The organism is Mesorhizobium sp. GW821-FHT04C10, from assembly GCF_059420305.1.
In genome coordinates, this window is the sequence record NZ_JBWKTL010000002.1 from 204,579 (window position 1) to 219,556 (window position 14,978).

Consider the following 14,978-nt stretch of genomic DNA (forward strand, 5'->3'; position numbering starts at 1 on the left):
TCCCCGAAAGCTGCTCCAAAGATGCTTAGGTCGCTCAAGTGGCGGATATAACAGCATCCTATGCTCCTTCGTCGCCAGCAGGGAGATAACCCTTGCTGGCGATAATCGTGGTTCGATTATTGAAGTTTGAAAGCGGACCACTTTTCGCGAACGGCAGCACCGTTCTCAGCCCACCAGTCGCCGTCAGTCCAGACCTGCAGCTTGACGTTGTCGGGCGAGGTCGCCTGCTTCGGTACCAAGTCTGCCGGGAGCATGTTCTGGTTGTAAACCTCAGAATTGACCGGGGACGCGTCTATGACGGTCGGCAGTTTTGCCTGCAAGTCAGCTTTCAGAGCGCGCTCGAAGACCTTCTTAGCAAGCTCAGCGTGAGGAGCACCTTTCGGGATAAAAAGGCAATCAGGAATCAGGATACCCTGGTTCCAAGTGAATTCCGCATTGGCGCCTTCCTTGATTGCAGCGCCCGCGCGGGTTGCCCAGATGCCCATGTAGTCAGCTTCTCCGCTTCCGAGGAGCTGCGCACCCTGGGCACCGGAAGCCCACCAAGTCACGATGTGCGGCTTGATTTCGGCGAGCTTCTTGAAGGCGCGATCGACATCCGGCGGATAGGCCTTGTCGAGCGGGACACCGTCAGCAAGCAGGGCGATGATCACGTTTTCCAACGGGTCGTCGCGGAGCGCGCGCGTCCCGGGGAATTTCGAAGTGTCCCAGAAGTCAGCCCAAGTCCGCATCGCAGGCTTGTCCTTGTTCCAGGCGATCACATAAGATGAAGTGTTGACGAGGACGTAGCTCGGCCTCACTGCTGACTTGTCATAGCCCTTGATCGCTTCTTTGCTGAGCGACAGCGGCTCAAAAAGACCTTCCTTTTCGCCGACCGCGCATTCGTCGACGGTCAATTCGCCGATGTCCCACTGCACAGCGTTGGCCTTCACCTGAGCGCGGACATCTGCGATGCCGGCCAAGGTGTCCTTATTGATCGTGATCTTCATGTCTTGGGATGCTGGCTGCCAGATGGCGCTCCACATAGCGTCGCCGTAAGCACCGCCGTAATTCGCGATCGAGATTGTGTCGTCGGCAGCACGCGACGCGCCTGCTCCGTAGAGTGCCACCGCCGCGACGCCGACTGCTGCTAGAAAAGTATGTCTTGCGAGTTTCACCTTGATTCCCCTTTCTTTGTATTTGAGGTGGCCGCAAAATTGAGCCGCCCCTTCAGGCAAAGCTTATTGCGGGCGTTGCTCGACAGCGCGGCCGCGCTTCTGCAACTCGCTATGGAGCCATTCGTAGTGTCCGAGCACAGGCTTCGCCTCGTAGTTAGGGTCTTCGAAAATCTTGACGTTGATCGGCGTGCAATTGCCGGAGTTGCAAGCCGTACACATGTCTTCCGGGCAGTTCGCCATAGCGATCAGCACGTCCATCTCGGCACGGAATTCGATGTAATCGCCCGACTTCGTGATGGGTTCGCAGATGAAGAAGCCATTACGCTTGGTGTCGTACGGATAGTTCATGAACACGTTGATCGGGTCCGGAACCTCTGAGTAGTCGACGCCAAACGGCTTGATCGCCTTGCCGATAATCTCATGGCAGCCGTCTTGGTCGACGCCGTTGATCACGTTCTGCATGAAGCGGTTGCACATGCGATGGTGGAGGTCGTGCACGCCCTTTTGCTCTGCCGACTCCTTGATGATCGTCATAAGCGGGCGGCAGGACGTCGACATCAGCCAGTCGCCTTCACCCACGGTATTGCGGGGTTCGTATTCAGAATGAAGCGGAACGAACCAGCGCGAGCGTGAATAGCTCGCGGAGAGCTTTTCGCGGCGGTCATCGTTGTTCCAAACGACGAAATCAATGACCTGCTGACCTTCCAGGTCAGTCAGACGGACTACCTGACCCTGCTTCACAAGCGCGGCGTAGCCGCCTTTTGCAGCGACGGTATGATCAACAATCAGGTTAAGCATTCCAGCCCTCTTATCTTCAATGGAACCTCCCTTGAGGTCCGGGCAGTATGCACGACTGGGCTTGGCTGGCAATCCGGTTTTTGGCACTTCGGTGCAGTTTTCGGAACTTTTATAGCTTGATTGCATCTGTGGAGCCCGATACCGTCCAATCATCAGAGCTGAAATCCCGCCGGTGGATGACGACCGAACGAAGTCAGTTCCGGGGCCATGGTGAGCTGGTTAGGAGAGAATTAGCTGGATAAACGCCCATTTGGCGCTGCCGATTTCCGGAACTGAATGACATTATCTGGTGCGGTCACTATGCTGAAAATCGACATGGCCGCATTTGTGGCGGGCTAAATGATAGCGAATACCAGATTAAGGACTGACTATGCTCGCCAAAGACGAGAACAGGGATCTCAAAGATCGACCACTGGATAGATATGTAGCCATTCTGGAAGCCTTAGCTCCGTTCCCTGATGGCCTATCGCCCTCTGATGTCGAAGCGGTACTGCAACTGCCCAAGACGACTGTAAATCGCCTGCTCAGGACGTTGCTGGAGGCGAACCTCGTCGCGGTCAGCAGCACCAAGGCGAGAAATTACGTTCTCGGCAATCGCCTCTTGAAGCTTACACACGCGTCCGCTGACTCGAGTTGGGTAGTTACCGCAACCCAGAAAATTCTCCAGAACCTTGCAGACGTGACAGGTCAGACCTGTTTCATCACCAAGCTCACGGGCCTTGAGGTCCGTTCCGTGAACACCGAGTCACCGGATACGCCCGTTCGAACCTACGTGGTGCCCGGGAAGCCTATGCCCTGGAATGCCACCGCCACGGGCAAGGCGATCTTGGCGTTCCAGCCGAGCGACGTGATCGAAAAGGTATTGAGCGGCACGCTCGACAAGTACACTGCGAATACCAAAACAGACCAAGGGCTGCTGCGTAGTGAACTCGAGCAAGTGCGAACTCGCGGCTATTCACTCGACCTCGCCGAGCACGTCGATGGTCTCGCCTCGATCGGCGCCCCCATCAAGGCTTCCGGGATCGATGTGATCTACGCCGTCGGAATCACGGGACCTTACGATCGTATTGTAGGCGAGGACGTTTTCGCAACGCACCTGTCTCACCTGCTTGACGCAGCAAGGAAATTGGAAAGGGCAATCCAGCCTATCGCCGTTTCCGGATAGTGTCTGCATTTACGTAGCCGAACTCAACTCCTGCATGCACTCGTCGCTGCTCATCACATCGCAGACGATCATCTGGCAGTTCCTGAGTGACGCGAAGTGCATCTCTTCCGCTGTTACGTAGTGTTCTTCCTTGGTGATCGGATGAAGGGTCTTTCCGCCGATCGTCCCGAGGCAGTCGTGCACCATGACTGCATTGAAATTTCGGAAATTGGCATCACGCGCCGTCGACTCGCAACATGAACCTGTCGCAACGCCGGTGACTAGGATCGTGTCCTTGCCAAGATCTCGCAGAAGCTGCTCAAGGCCTGTCTGATAAAAGCCACTCATACGCTTGCGCTGGATAAACCAGTCGCCATACTTTTCGGCAGACAGCGGCAATTCGGGAATGACCTCGACGCCAAAGCTTCCTTCCCGCAGTCCCTTGCCACCGTCTTCCCGCAGAGCAGGTCGCTTTTCGAAAACAGGACCACCGTCAATACGGCCACGGCAAGCGTACGTCAGGCAGACAACGTCGATCTTGTTCTCGTGGCAGAAATTCACCAAGGCAACCGTAGGCTCGACGGTTCTGGTCATATGCGAGATGTCGAATCCTGTGCGGGCGTAGGCTCCATCCTCGTGAAACCACTCATTCTGGAAATCGACTAGGATGAGGGCCGTCCGTTTGGGATCGAGTTTCGGGGTGATGCGCGCAACGCTCGCAAGGCCAGCTGAAGTGCTTTTCGACATGTCCTATCCGATCGCAGGTTAAAGTCGCTGGATGATAGAACTCGATCATTGCATGATCTAACGCTAATATCGGCACATTGAATGCACTTAGCGCAAGGATCGATATGATCGAACAGCGACAGCTGACATTGCTTCTGGCGTTGGCAGAAGAAGGGCACTTTGCGAAGGCTGCCGAGCGCATGCACATCTCGCAGTCTGCGTTAAGCCGACAAATCGCCTCTCTCGAGGAGTCACTCGGCATCAGGCTGTTCGAAAGAACGTCTCGCAAAGTGACGCTTTCCGAAGCGGGGAAGGTATACGTCGGCCATGCCCAAAAAATTCTGTCGGATCTCGATGCTGCACGGCGCGCCGCGCAACGTATTCAGTCTGGCTTCGCTGGCGTAGTCACCGTGGGCTACATGGACTTGGCCATCGTGACGTTCCTACCGAAGATCGTCACTGAGTTTCGAAGACAGCACCCAGAGGTCGAGGTGACGTTCACCTATGGCTGGTCGCATAAACAGAAGCTGGATCTCGATGCTGGGCGGATCGATGTTGGCTTCGTCGTGGGTGAGCACTCCGACCGCGAGATCGTGAACACGGTCGTGGCCGAGCAACGGCTCGTGGCCGTGCTCCCCTCTCGCCACCCATTGGCAGGGCGGGAACAGATTAGCATCACGGATTTGGCAAACGACCCGTTTGTTCAAGGGACGAAGGTTGAATGGCAAAGCTTAAACAACGCGGTGAACGCGTTTTGCCAGTTGCACGGCTTCCTTCCTTCCGTGGTGCAAGAGGCACCGACCAGGGACAGCATGTTCGGGCTCGTCGCGGCCGGCATGGGAGCATGTATCTACACTGATGTCGCTTTCACCGTGCGGCGTTCCGACACTGTTGTTATTCCAATTCGAGAGGCCACGACACCGTTGAAGATTACAGCCATCTGGCCGCGTTGGCGGCAATCGGGCGCTGCTCTGAAATTCACGGAGGTGGTCGCGAAGACATCTAGGCTTGCGTTCGCCTCATAGGTGTCGCGGGCCGAGGGAACTCCTTCTCGATAGCGTCGACGAGACCCTTCAAGATGCCGTCGAAACAGATCTTGCCATGTCCGGGACTGGCCTTACGCGCGCCGTCCAAAATGCCATCTGCCGGAATGTCATTTTCGCGGTATGGCCACAGGTCATACACTGGAAGGTTCATGGGCGGATGATCTTCGAGACGGCTCATCGCGACGTGCTGCGGGTAAAGATGCAGCATTAAGGATGTCTCGAGAATTCCCGCATGCTCGAGAGGCCAGTTGGGAGGTGTATCGCCAAACACCTTCCTGATCGTCTCGGCGGTGAGAAACTCCCAGTAACCGACCGACATCATCTGAGGTGCATCGACACCGTATGACTTGGAGTCACGAAGCGCAAGCTCGCACGCTTCGTTTAAAACCCAGGTATTCTCCATATGTCCCGCAATGAATGCGAGCCCCTTCACTCCGTGTCGGGCAAACTCCCGCACTAGATCCCGCACCTGTTGAATGAGCGTGGCGGCATCAAGACTCGTGGTTCCACAGAAGTGCTGGCCACCCCCTGATCTTGGTGTCGACCTTGCCCCGTAGCTGAGCGTCGCAGCTACGACTGAACCCGTACGTTCCGCGGCCGCACGGCACAAAGCGGCAGGAATCAGCGTATCTGTCGCCAGCGGTAAATGTGGACCATGCTGCTCGATCGAGCCAACCGGGACCAGAACTGCAGGACCCCGCGAAGACAGAAGGTCTCGATAATCGGTCCAGCTCAGCGTTTCGAGTTCATATGCCAAGATTGTACTCCTCAGGCCGGAACCAAGCTTGCGTGCTCTGGCTCGTACGACAGCGAAACCGTTTCCTTTAGCGCAGGTGCCTGCTCGGGCGGAAGCTTCGCCAGAAGCTGGTCACCGCGATCGTTTGCAACGCGAACCCTGACGAATGTCCCTTGGAAAACTGTCTCTATGACTTGGAGTCCGGAGATCGACGGTTGCCCGGCCTTGGCTACTCGAAGCCGCTCAGGGCGAATGCAGACGCAGACTTTGCTGTCAGCCCCTTCCGTGCCCATAGCAAAGAGACTGCCGAATGGCGTATCGATCTTATTCACTCCATCTGCCCCGCCGGAGACGATTCCCTCCACCAGATTGCTCTCACCCAGGAATGTCGCGCAAAATCTTGTCGCGGGCCGCGAGTAGAGCCTTTCGGGCGGTCCGAAATCCTCAAGCCGTCCGTTGTTCATGACCGCGACTATGTCGGCGAGGGCGAGCGCTTCTTCCTGATCATGGGTCACATGGAGAAACGTCCGCCCGGACCGGGTCTGGATACGCTTGAGCTCGTCCTGCATCTGACGCCGAAGTTGCAGATCCAACGCGCCAAGCGGCTCATCGAGGAGCAGGATCTCCGGCTCAACCGCCAAAGCGCGAGCGAGGGCGACGCGTTGGCGCTGGCCCCCCGAGAGTGCGGCGACCGCTCTCGATCCGTAGCCCTCCAGCCCAACCAACCGGAGGACCGCCTCACATCGAGACTGGGCCTCGGTCCTTTCAATCTTCCTCGCATCCAGACCGAACCTGACGTTCGCACTCACGTCCATGTTCGGGAACAGTGCGTAGTCCTGGAAAACGGTCGTGGTAGGCCGCCGAGCTGGAGGCAACCCTGTTATGTTTCGCCCCCCGACGGTGATCGAGCCTGATGTAAGCGAAACGAACCCTCCCAGCATCGACAGCAAGGTCGTCTTGCCCGAACCCGACGGTCCGAGCAGGACGACATACGTCCCGTTCAGTATGCGCATCGACAACGGATGCAACGCAACGACATCCCCGTATGTCTTCGTTATGTTGTCGATGAAGAGTTCCGATGAGGTCACGTTAGGCGTCCTTTCGCGGAGCGGAAGTAGACGAGTTCGAAGGTGAGGAAGAGGACGAGCGATACGACAAAGACCATCACGCCCAAGGCATTGGTTTCGGGGTTTAGTCCTGTCCGCATCATTCCCCAGATCGAGATCGGGATGGTCACGTCGAACCTGGTCAACAGATACGTCATGATGAATTCGTCCCACGAGAGAGTAAACGCTAGGCAGAACGCTGCGAGAATGGATGGCCAACAGAGCCAGATCGTAATCCGCCTCAGGATCATCCACTGGCTAGCGCCTAAATCTTTGGCGGCCATCTCCAGCCTTACCTGACTGGGAGTGATTGCCGTTTGGCAGATTGCGAAGGAGAGCGGCAACGTCATCACCACATGCGCGAGGCACGCGGCGGCGAGCCCGAGCGGAAAGCTCGCCCAGCGTATCAAGACCAAAAGCCCCATTCCTATGACTAGGTACGAAACGTTCATTGGAAGCATGATAATGCCTCGCAAGGCCGCGTCGCAGGATACCCGGTAGCGCCCTAGTCCGTATGCTGCCAGGAATCCGAGGACAGTGGAGAGGACCGAGGACGCGATGCCCAACCAAAGCGAATTCAGAGCAGCTTTGACGATCTTGGGGTCGTGCAGGACTTCGGCGTACCACTTGAGGGTCGGTCCTGAGAACGGTGGCACCGCAGCCCGGCCATCGTGAAACGAGAACAGTCCGAGCACGACAATCGGTAAGTAGATGAATGCCAGGCCGATCGTGAGCACGGCTACGGTAGAAACGTTGCGCCCACTCATGAGCGAACCCTCGCACGGTATATTGGAACGCAAAGTGCTGTAACGAGCATGACCACTGTGGTGAGTACGAAGGCCAGAGCCGCTGCCATTGGAAGATCATTAGACCTGTTCAGCTGCTCCATAATGGCTTGCGGCAGTACGGGACGGGCGTTGCCACCGAGGATCTGTGGCGTGACGTAGTCACCGATGCACATGACAAAGGCGAGAAACGCGGCAACGGCGACCGATGGCAAGCTCAACGGAAGCACGATGCGGCTCCAGCTCATCAGCGTTCCTGCGCCGAGATCTCCTGCTGCCAAGAGTACCCGTCGATCGATCTGCCGAAGTCCCGCATAGATGATGATCGCCGCCAACATCGAAAAGAAATGAACGAAGCCGACTACCGTGGCGAAGATTGAAAAGTTTAGGCGGAGCGGAGCCGTTATCAGCCCGAGCGTCTTCAGAACGTTATTGATTATGCCGTTGGGTGCGAGAACGAGCAGCCATGCATAGGAGCGTATGACGTAGGACGTCCAAAAGGGCAGCAACAACAGGACCAAGACCATTCGCTGCCAGCGCTCTGGAACTCCGAACACTATGGCGGCGGCGAGGGCGTACCCGACTAGGACGGCACCGATGGCAACCAGCGCGCTGATCAGCAGCGAATTCCAAAGCGAGGACAGCAAGGCACCCTGCCTGAGGAAACGGGCGTAGTTCTCGAACATTCCCCAATCTGTCAGGCGGATCGGAGTGAGGCTCGTCACACACATGATTGCCAGGGGCACGAAGAAGCAAGCTGTCAGAAATAGGAGAGCAGGGGACGCGAAGAGCCACCCGGCAGAATTCTCACTGCGGTCCATTGGACACCCGCTGCGTTGAAAAGAAGAAGCCAGCCATTTGGCGGCTGGCTCACTTGATTTACTGCATGAACTCGGCCCAGACGGCCTCTGCCTTCGCTGCCAGCTCACCAGTCGGTGCGATGTATGAAGTCGTTCTGGCCAGGTACTCGTCCTGCTGATCCCATCGGAGAACCGTCTTCTGCTCTGGTGTCAGGGTCGCCTTGCGGTTCGCAGGCATGCCCCAGAAGCAGGAGGAGGTCGCCAGACGAGCTTGGCCTTCAGGCGACAGGATATACTGAACGAACTTCTTGGCAGCGTCCTTGTGTTCGCTGCCGGCGAGAACTGCGATCGATTGCTCGTACCGGACGGTGTTCTCCTTGGGAATTACCCAATCGAGGTTCGGATGCTCGGGCAGGATGGTAGCAATCGCGTACTCGCCACCACCCAGCAAGACATCTGCATCACCAGTGGCGAGCGCGGTCTGTGAGGTCACGATATCCGACACTATCGAAACGTTTGGCTTCAGTTCCATCAGGAACTTCTTGACGGTCTCGAGATCCTGTTCGTTGAATTTGGCGGGATCGATGCCAAGTCCAGCGGCAATCATCCCCATGATCGGACGATAGTAGTTGTATACGGCTACACGCCCCTTGAAGCGCTCTGCCAGGATGTCTTTCAGACTGGTGAGGTCGCTTTCCTTTACCACATCCTTGTTGAAGGCGAATCCATGATAGCCGTATTTCTCAGGCATGCCGTACCACTTGCCGTCAACGACATGGACACCTGCGTTCTGGACCTTCTCGGGAATGTCCGCGAGCGGGAAGTCAGATGGGTCCAGCGGTGCAAGCTTACCAAGGCGAGCGACTTCCGGAATGGCGGGAGAATCCAGAACCCAGACATCCCAGTCTTGTGGGCGGGATTGATCAAGCAGAGCCAAGCCCGCTCCAGTCCCCTCGTAGTCGCGAACGTTCACCTTGATCCCGGTTTCTTTAGTGAACGGGTCGAGCAGTGCTGGGTCTGTGTGGTCGCACCACGCCAATACGTTAAGTTCTTGGGTTGACCCCGCAGGCAGCACGTTAAGCTCTTGGGAGCTGGCTAGCGATGGTGCAACGATTGCAACAGACGCGCTCATCAGCATGGCGAGAACGGATTTGATCCTCATAGTTCCTCTCTTTTGTTCCGTTTTTCGGTCTTTTGTGCCGATATACGGAATGTATGGAAGTGCGAGCTCGCTGTCAATTGGCTTCTGACATGGCCAACATCAGGCTCACGCGCTGAGGCGGCGTTGCAGGTGCCGCTAAAGGCCCGGCAAACCAGCTCGCAGGGAAAATTGATCAGGCGGCTATGTTTCGTTCTGCAGTTGGCAAAAGACGCTCTGTCTCGGGAGCAGATACCGGCGATCCGTGAACGGCCCAGTCGGCAGCCACCTGACCAATTACCGGGGAAAGTTGGATCCCGTAGCCACCTGCTCCAGCTGCCGTAATCAAGCCTGGCTCCGAACGGTCGATCGGCCCGACGAAGGGTCGATGGTCGGCTGTCATAGGATATAGACCCGCCCAACCTCGGCCCAAGCGTGCACCTGGCAATTCCGGAACTCGCTCGAGAAGAAGCTCCGCCAGGTTGACCTTCGATTCTTCCTCGCACAGCTCGTTGTAAGCATCAGGGTTTTCCGGGAGCAGCGAGGCGACCTTGTGAATCTCGGCGATGAGTTCGCCCGGTTTTTCGTGCCGAAAGTTCAGTCCCGTCCCTTCGCCGTTCACGAGGTCCATCACCATCGGCATGACGTAGGCGAGCGGCTCGTCGAGGTGAATTGTCACTGCCTCGTGCCTTTCTGGCCGAACGTGTAGTGTCTGACCGAAAAGCTCGGCCACTTGCGGTGCCCAGGCACCCGCGGCGTTAACGACGGAGTCGCAATCTATCGGTCCGGCCGATGTCTTTACGCGGTAGCCGCCAGGTACTCGTGAAACAGCCTTCACCTTGCAGAACTGCTTCACGATTCCCCCGGCTGCACGCACTTTTTCGGCCAGCAGCATGCAGAGCTCGTGGGGATCCACGAAGCCGTCATCGGGTCCGAAAATTCCTCCAGCCAGCCCGTCGGTGCTCATATGCGGTACGAGCTGGAGTAGCTCATCGCCGACATACAGTTTAGACCGGAAACCAGCGTCGGCCTGCATCGCGACCGACTTCTCGAACAATGCCATTTGTGCGTCTGTGCGAGCGAGCCGCAGATAGCCCACGCGGTTAATCTTGAGACCCTTGCCCTCCCATTCCCGAAAATGCCGCATCGAATGGCGTCGGATCTGTATCTGGAAGGGGTCGGTGAATTGGGTCCCGATCACGCCAACCGACCGACCGCTCGAGCCCGAGGCGATCGCTTGCGCGTCCAGCACAGTCACGTGCGCATCGAGCTTTATCAGGTGTATTGCGGAGCACATACCGAGCGTTCCGGCTCCGATAACGACCACGCGAGGAGAGGCTTGCATTTGTCTGAACCTGGTTGTGTGGATAACGCGGCTAACTTCAGGCGGCTGCGATCTGCTTCAGGGTGTCATCGATAGCCGCGAGAATTTCCGCGGTATCGCCTTCGGTCATCGGCGTGGACAGTGCAAAAAGACCATAGCTGGCCGACAGAACGCCGCGATCGAGGAGACCTTTGTGAAACTGGTTTAGCTTCTTCTTTTCGGCAGCCGACGGATAGACGGACCTGTAGTCCGAAATGTCACCCGCCGTGAAATGGACTTTGAAGAGCGAACCCAGGCCAACGCAACGTCCTTGCAGACCGTTCTTTGCCAGAGCCTCGTTCGTTCCTTCACGGAGCTGTTCACCGATGCGGTCCAAGTGCGCTAAGGCATCGCTATCGAGAGAGTTCATGGTCGCCAGCCCAGCGCGCATCGTGACGGGATTTGCGGTGAACGTACCCCCATGAGGAAGGGCGGGCTTGCCTCTCGTGGGATCGAACACGCTCATTACTTCGGCGCTGCCGGCCACTGCGCCAACCGGGAAGCCACCTCCGATCACCTTTCCCAGAGCGGTCAGATCAGGGCGCATATCCCAAAGGCCCTGTGCACCGGAATAGCCAAGTCGGAAAGAGATGACCTCGTCGAAGATGACCAAGGCACCCTGGGCGCGGGAGACTTTAAACAGAGCCTCGAGATATTCTCTACGCGCCGGAATCAAGCCCGCGCGGTTGGGCATCGGATCAATCAGAATGCCAGCGATTTCACGTCCGTGTGCGTTGAGCACGGCCGAAATCGCCTCGGCATCGTTGAATGGGACGACGATCACGTCGTCGAGTACGCCTTGCGGTGTCCCCTTTGCATATGCCGTGGACTTCGGTAGATCACCCCAGTTTTCCGGGCTGCTGTCCAGACTGACCTCTGCGAAATCGTAAGATCCGTGGTAGGCACCTTCAATCTTTACGATCTTCGATCGTCCCGTAAACGCACGAGCCGCCTTGATGGCCATCATGACAGCTTCGGTGCCGGAATTGGCGAACCTTATCTGCTCAACCGAAGGCAGCCGGGATACCAAGAGCTCGGCGAGGTCGATCTCACTTTGCGTCGGTGCGCCGAAGGCCGTACCGAATGGAAGCACATTCGAGACGGCCGCTGTCGTGGCGGGATGGCAGTAGCCGTGGATCATTGCGGTGAAGTTGTTGATGCAATCGAAGTAGACGTTGCCGTCGACATCCCAGACCCGACACCCGTGACCCTTCTCAGCGTAGATCGGGAACGGATCGATATAGACTGTCGTCCGAGTGTTTCCTCCCGGCATGACGTTCTTGGCGCGCTCGAACATCTGCTGAGAGCGCGGGCAGGACTCTGGATACGTCGGCATTCAAAATGATTCCGGTTGCATTGGAGACGGGTTCGCAGCGGAACTTTCACTCCGCTGCGGGTTCATCGAATTACTTCGTCATGATGGTATGGCTCTGCTCGCGCATGAACTGCGGGAGGAAGTAACAACCCAAGCCACCTTTTCCGCTGACACCCGTGCCCTTCCAGCCGCAGAATGGCTGGGCTCCAGGCCATGCGCCCGTGGTAGCCCCGCTGGCGCGGTTCGCGTAGAGAACTCCAGCCTCGGCATTGTTCAGGAAGTACTCAAGTTCACCTTCGTCCTTCGTGAAAACGCCTGCTGCAAGACCGTATGAAACGTCGTTTCCTTCAGAGAGTCCTGCCTCAAGGTTATCGACTCCCCGCACTACGACGAACGGCATGAACAGCTCATCGCGCGTCAGGTTCGCCGGGCCATCCAGTTCCACGACGGCAGGAACGAAGTAATTGGATGGGAATCCTTCAATCGGCTTGCCACCAAAATGGATTTTTCCCTCGGTCTGCGCCTGCTGGATTGCAGATTTGAAGCGGCCGACCGTTCCGTCGTTGTACAGCGGCCCCATGTAGGTCTCCCGCTTGCGCGGGTCGCCGAAAACCAGTTTCTCCGCGAAGGCCTTCGCCCGCTGTATAAACTCGTCTTTCACGGCGTTATCGACGTACACGACCGAGCATGCCGAGCACTTCTGGCCCTGAAGGCCGAATGCGGAGCGGATCACTCCCTGTGCAGCGCGATCCAGATCGGCGTTACGGGTTACGTATGCCGGGTTCTTGCCGCCCATCTCCGCGATCACTGGCTTCATCCAAGGCTGGACGGCCATGTGGCGGAAAATGCTCATTCCGGTCTTATGAGATCCGGTGAATGCGACACCATCCACCCGATCGCTCGTTGCGAGCCGTTGACCGACTTTAGCGCCACCGAGGACAATGCTGAAGACACCATCTGGCAGACCGGCCTTCTTGATCGTCTCAGCGATCAGCAGACCCGTAAGTTGGCAGGCTGGCGACGGCTTGAAAACGACCGAGTTCCCGCCGAGCAGCGCCCCGGTTATCATTCCGATCGATAAGGCGACCGGGAAATTGAAAGGAGCGATGACGGCGAAGACACCATATGGGCGAAGCACGCTCTCCGCCGTCTCGTTCTTCACCAACTCGTTCATCGGGCGGCGATAGCCCTTATTGTTCTCCAGCTCCGACGGATAGTAGTCGAGCATGTCGACGGCTTCCTCGGCCTCGCCGATGGCCTCCATGCGAGACTTGCCGACTTCATAAAGAGCCGCCAAGCCGAGGCGATACTTCTCTTCGTCGAGAACCTTCTTCCAGCGGACAGCGAAATCGAGCCGTTCCTTGACGGAGGAGCGGTTCCATACCTTTGCGCCCTTGCGCGCGCCGGCGATCGCCGCGTCGACATCAGCGTCCGTGGATGTCGGGAACTTGCCAAGGGAAAGTGCCGGGTCGATCGGGCTGGCGACATCTTCGACGGCACCTGTCGCGAATTCGGTCTTCCACGGCTTCGACAGCTCTGACTTTTCGAAGTCCGGGATCAGGCTGTCCAAGTGATCATGAACGGGCGAAAAATCTACGCCGATATTCGAATAGGTAACGCGCGGTAGAGCTTGGGTCATGTCGGGTTCCGGAATTTAGGAGCGATGCCAATATCTGGGCAAACTCCAATCCGGATGTCAATCAAGAAATTCCAAATATCGGTACTTATCCCGATTTTCGGAACTTTCAGTCTCCTAGCTGACTCCGTTTAGCCCGCGCTCATTGCTTAGGATGCCGCGTTTGTCGGCAGTGAGCGTCGGACGATTCCATATCTCCTTGCGTACAGATCGCAGCGACGACACACTATTCCATGGAAGGTTTGGTAGAGCCTCATCGCAGAACCGCACGAAGCTCGGCTTGCAAACCTCGTAGCGGCTCAAGGTAGAGTGGAATCAGATCGGTGGCCGCCACCTAGGTGGCTGGCACCGCGACATTCACGGCAGCCACCACATTTCCCCGAACGGTGAGCAGCGGAACGGAGCCCGATTTCAACTTCCTGGTCGACTAATGCGAAGCCGTCCCGTCGCACGTTCGTCAGTTCCGTGAGAATTGCCAAGCCTTCCGCGCCTCCGGCCTCAACCTCGTCGTCAGCGCCATCGTCCATTGGAACACGGTCTATATCGAACGGGCCGTTACCCACTTGCGCAAAATGCGTCGCGAGATTCCGGATTACCTGCTCAAGCACATCTCGCCGCTGGGAGCATATTAATCTGACCGGCATCTACACATGGGATAGCGATCAGCATCTGCCGGAAGGTTCCGGTCGCTGAGACTCCCGGTTGGCACAGGAAGGCGGCGGCCATCGCCTGTCGGATCGGAAATTACATGTGCCACGACGGTTCCGCCGACGGCGTCAAGCCTGGAGCCGAAGGTAGCACAAGATCCGCTACTGGTCGCCTGGTATCTGTCGGGGATCGGAACAAGAGCTGTTCCCACAGACACGCTAAGGCCGAACGAAGCACGAACGTCCCTCCGCCGCCCGAGACGACACTCCGGAAGAACCGGCTGACGCCCGCCCGCCGTGCCCATGCTGCGGCGGACGCATGATCGTCATCGAGAGGTTCGAACGGTGGTGCCAGCCTCGTGCACCGCCTGCCTCAAGAGCGCCGAACCGGGAGAACGCTCCATGACCCGGCATGGACCGTTTGTCCACACGGCCGCGCCACGTTGGCACCGGTCAACGGGATGTTATGTGCACGTTGCCGTGGCGCCGATCGTCACGCACACCAATCCCGTCGGAATCAACTCTATAGGCTCTGCGACTTGGCCCGGAAGCCGCTTCGACGACATGCCCACCGCATCCTATGC

Annotated in this window: 13 protein-coding genes and 2 pseudogenes; 4 read left to right on the forward strand and 11 right to left on the reverse strand. The window is 57.5% G+C overall.

What is annotated here, in order from left to right:
• Positions 1-116: 116 nt before the first annotated feature.
• Complete coding sequence (locus tag AC07UC_RS34490) at positions 117-1,154, reverse strand: ABC transporter substrate-binding protein (RefSeq protein WP_494909209.1); 1,038 nt, start codon at positions 1,152-1,154, stop codon at positions 117-119.
• A 63-nt stretch (positions 1,155-1,217) separates the two neighbouring features.
• Complete coding sequence (locus tag AC07UC_RS34495) at positions 1,218-1,952, reverse strand: DUF1989 domain-containing protein (RefSeq protein ID WP_494909210.1); 735 nt, start codon at positions 1,950-1,952, stop codon at positions 1,218-1,220.
• A 370-nt stretch (positions 1,953-2,322) separates the two neighbouring features.
• On the opposite strand from AC07UC_RS34495, the gene AC07UC_RS34500 reads away from it, so the two are divergent.
• A complete protein-coding gene (locus tag AC07UC_RS34500) occupies positions 2,323-3,117 on the forward strand; it encodes an IclR family transcriptional regulator (protein ID WP_494909211.1) in 795 nt (264 codons plus the stop codon).
• A 9-nt stretch (positions 3,118-3,126) separates the two neighbouring features.
• Here AC07UC_RS34500 and AC07UC_RS34505 read toward each other — a convergent pair whose 3' ends face one another.
• Positions 3,127-3,843: an isochorismatase family protein gene (locus AC07UC_RS34505; RefSeq protein ID WP_494909212.1), complete on the reverse strand. Its 717-nt coding sequence runs from the start codon at positions 3,841-3,843 to the stop codon at positions 3,127-3,129.
• A 104-nt stretch (positions 3,844-3,947) separates the two neighbouring features.
• On the opposite strand from AC07UC_RS34505, the gene AC07UC_RS34510 reads away from it, so the two are divergent.
• The gene (locus AC07UC_RS34510) at positions 3,948-4,847 is read left to right on the forward strand and encodes a LysR family transcriptional regulator (RefSeq protein WP_494909213.1); all 900 of its coding nucleotides are present in this window, start codon (positions 3,948-3,950) and stop codon (positions 4,845-4,847) included.
• Here the strand turns inward: AC07UC_RS34510 and AC07UC_RS34515 are convergent.
• The 8 genes from AC07UC_RS34515 to AC07UC_RS34550 form a co-directional block, all read right to left on the reverse strand.
• Positions 4,825-5,625 (reverse strand): creatininase, encoded by an 801-nt coding sequence (locus AC07UC_RS34515; protein WP_494909214.1) that lies wholly within the window; start codon positions 5,623-5,625, stop codon positions 4,825-4,827. The genes AC07UC_RS34510 and AC07UC_RS34515 overlap by 23 nt on opposite strands.
• A gap of 11 nt (positions 5,626-5,636) precedes the next feature.
• The gene (locus AC07UC_RS34520) at positions 5,637-6,692 is read right to left on the reverse strand and encodes an ABC transporter ATP-binding protein (protein WP_494909215.1); all 1,056 of its coding nucleotides are present in this window, start codon (positions 6,690-6,692) and stop codon (positions 5,637-5,639) included.
• Positions 6,689-7,477 carry an ABC transporter permease gene (locus tag AC07UC_RS34525; RefSeq protein WP_494909217.1) on the reverse strand — a complete coding sequence of 263 codons (789 nt, stop codon included), beginning with the start codon at positions 7,475-7,477 and terminating at the stop codon, positions 6,689-6,691. Before AC07UC_RS34525 ends, AC07UC_RS34520 begins: the two co-directional genes overlap by 4 nt.
• The gene (locus AC07UC_RS34530) at positions 7,474-8,181 is read right to left on the reverse strand and encodes an ABC transporter permease (RefSeq protein WP_494909218.1); all 708 of its coding nucleotides are present in this window, start codon (positions 8,179-8,181) and stop codon (positions 7,474-7,476) included. Before AC07UC_RS34530 ends, AC07UC_RS34525 begins: the two co-directional genes overlap by 4 nt.
• A 193-nt stretch (positions 8,182-8,374) precedes the next feature.
• Positions 8,375-9,457 (reverse strand): ABC transporter substrate-binding protein, encoded by a 1,083-nt coding sequence (locus AC07UC_RS34535; protein ID WP_494909219.1) that lies wholly within the window; start codon positions 9,455-9,457, stop codon positions 8,375-8,377.
• Between the two features lie 172 nt (positions 9,458-9,629).
• Entirely contained in the window at positions 9,630-10,778 is a 1,149-nt protein-coding gene (locus tag AC07UC_RS34540) for an NAD(P)/FAD-dependent oxidoreductase (RefSeq protein ID WP_494909220.1), read from the reverse strand.
• A 37-nt stretch (positions 10,779-10,815) separates the two neighbouring features.
• Positions 10,816-12,132, reverse strand: a complete 1,317-nt coding sequence (locus AC07UC_RS34545; protein ID WP_494909221.1) for an aspartate aminotransferase family protein — start codon at positions 12,130-12,132, stop codon at positions 10,816-10,818.
• Positions 12,133-12,202: 70 nt separating this feature from the next.
• The gene (locus AC07UC_RS34550; RefSeq protein ID WP_494909222.1) at positions 12,203-13,750 is read right to left on the reverse strand and encodes an aldehyde dehydrogenase family protein; all 1,548 of its coding nucleotides are present in this window, start codon (positions 13,748-13,750) and stop codon (positions 12,203-12,205) included.
• Positions 13,751-14,223: 473 nt separating this feature from the next.
• Between AC07UC_RS34550 and AC07UC_RS34555 the strand changes: the two are divergent.
• Positions 14,224-14,448 (forward strand): annotated as a pseudogene (locus AC07UC_RS34555) (Tn3 family transposase); the annotation flags it as partial.
• Between the two features lie 205 nt (positions 14,449-14,653).
• Positions 14,654-14,800 (forward strand): annotated as a pseudogene (locus AC07UC_RS34560) (IS91 family transposase); the annotation flags it as partial.
• Positions 14,801-14,978: the final 178 nt, after the last annotated feature.

What these genes read in the sequence shown, in the direction of transcription:
- AC07UC_RS34495 (WP_494909210.1), bottom strand. Translation starts at nt 1,952, where the DNA reads ATGCTTAACCTGATTGTTGATCATACCGTCGCTGCAAAAGGCGGCTAC.
- AC07UC_RS34500 (WP_494909211.1), top strand. Translation starts at nt 2,323, where the DNA reads ATGCTCGCCAAAGACGAGAACAGGGATCTCAAAGATCGACCACTGGAT.
- AC07UC_RS34505 (WP_494909212.1), bottom strand. Translation starts at nt 3,843, where the DNA reads ATGTCGAAAAGCACTTCAGCTGGCCTTGCGAGCGTTGCGCGCATCACC.
- AC07UC_RS34510 (WP_494909213.1), top strand. Translation starts at nt 3,948, where the DNA reads ATGATCGAACAGCGACAGCTGACATTGCTTCTGGCGTTGGCAGAAGAA.
- AC07UC_RS34525 (WP_494909217.1), bottom strand. Translation starts at nt 7,477, where the DNA reads ATGAGTGGGCGCAACGTTTCTACCGTAGCCGTGCTCACGATCGGCCTG.
- AC07UC_RS34530 (WP_494909218.1), bottom strand. Translation starts at nt 8,181, where the DNA reads ATGTTCGAGAACTACGCCCGTTTCCTCAGGCAGGGTGCCTTGCTGTCC.
- AC07UC_RS34535 (WP_494909219.1), bottom strand. Translation starts at nt 9,457, where the DNA reads ATGAGGATCAAATCCGTTCTCGCCATGCTGATGAGCGCGTCTGTTGCA.
- AC07UC_RS34540 (WP_494909220.1), bottom strand. Translation starts at nt 10,778, where the DNA reads ATGCAAGCCTCTCCTCGCGTGGTCGTTATCGGAGCCGGAACGCTCGGT.
- AC07UC_RS34545 (WP_494909221.1), bottom strand. Translation starts at nt 12,132, where the DNA reads ATGCCGACGTATCCAGAGTCCTGCCCGCGCTCTCAGCAGATGTTCGAG.
- AC07UC_RS34550 (WP_494909222.1), bottom strand. Translation starts at nt 13,750, where the DNA reads ATGACCCAAGCTCTACCGCGCGTTACCTATTCGAATATCGGCGTAGAT.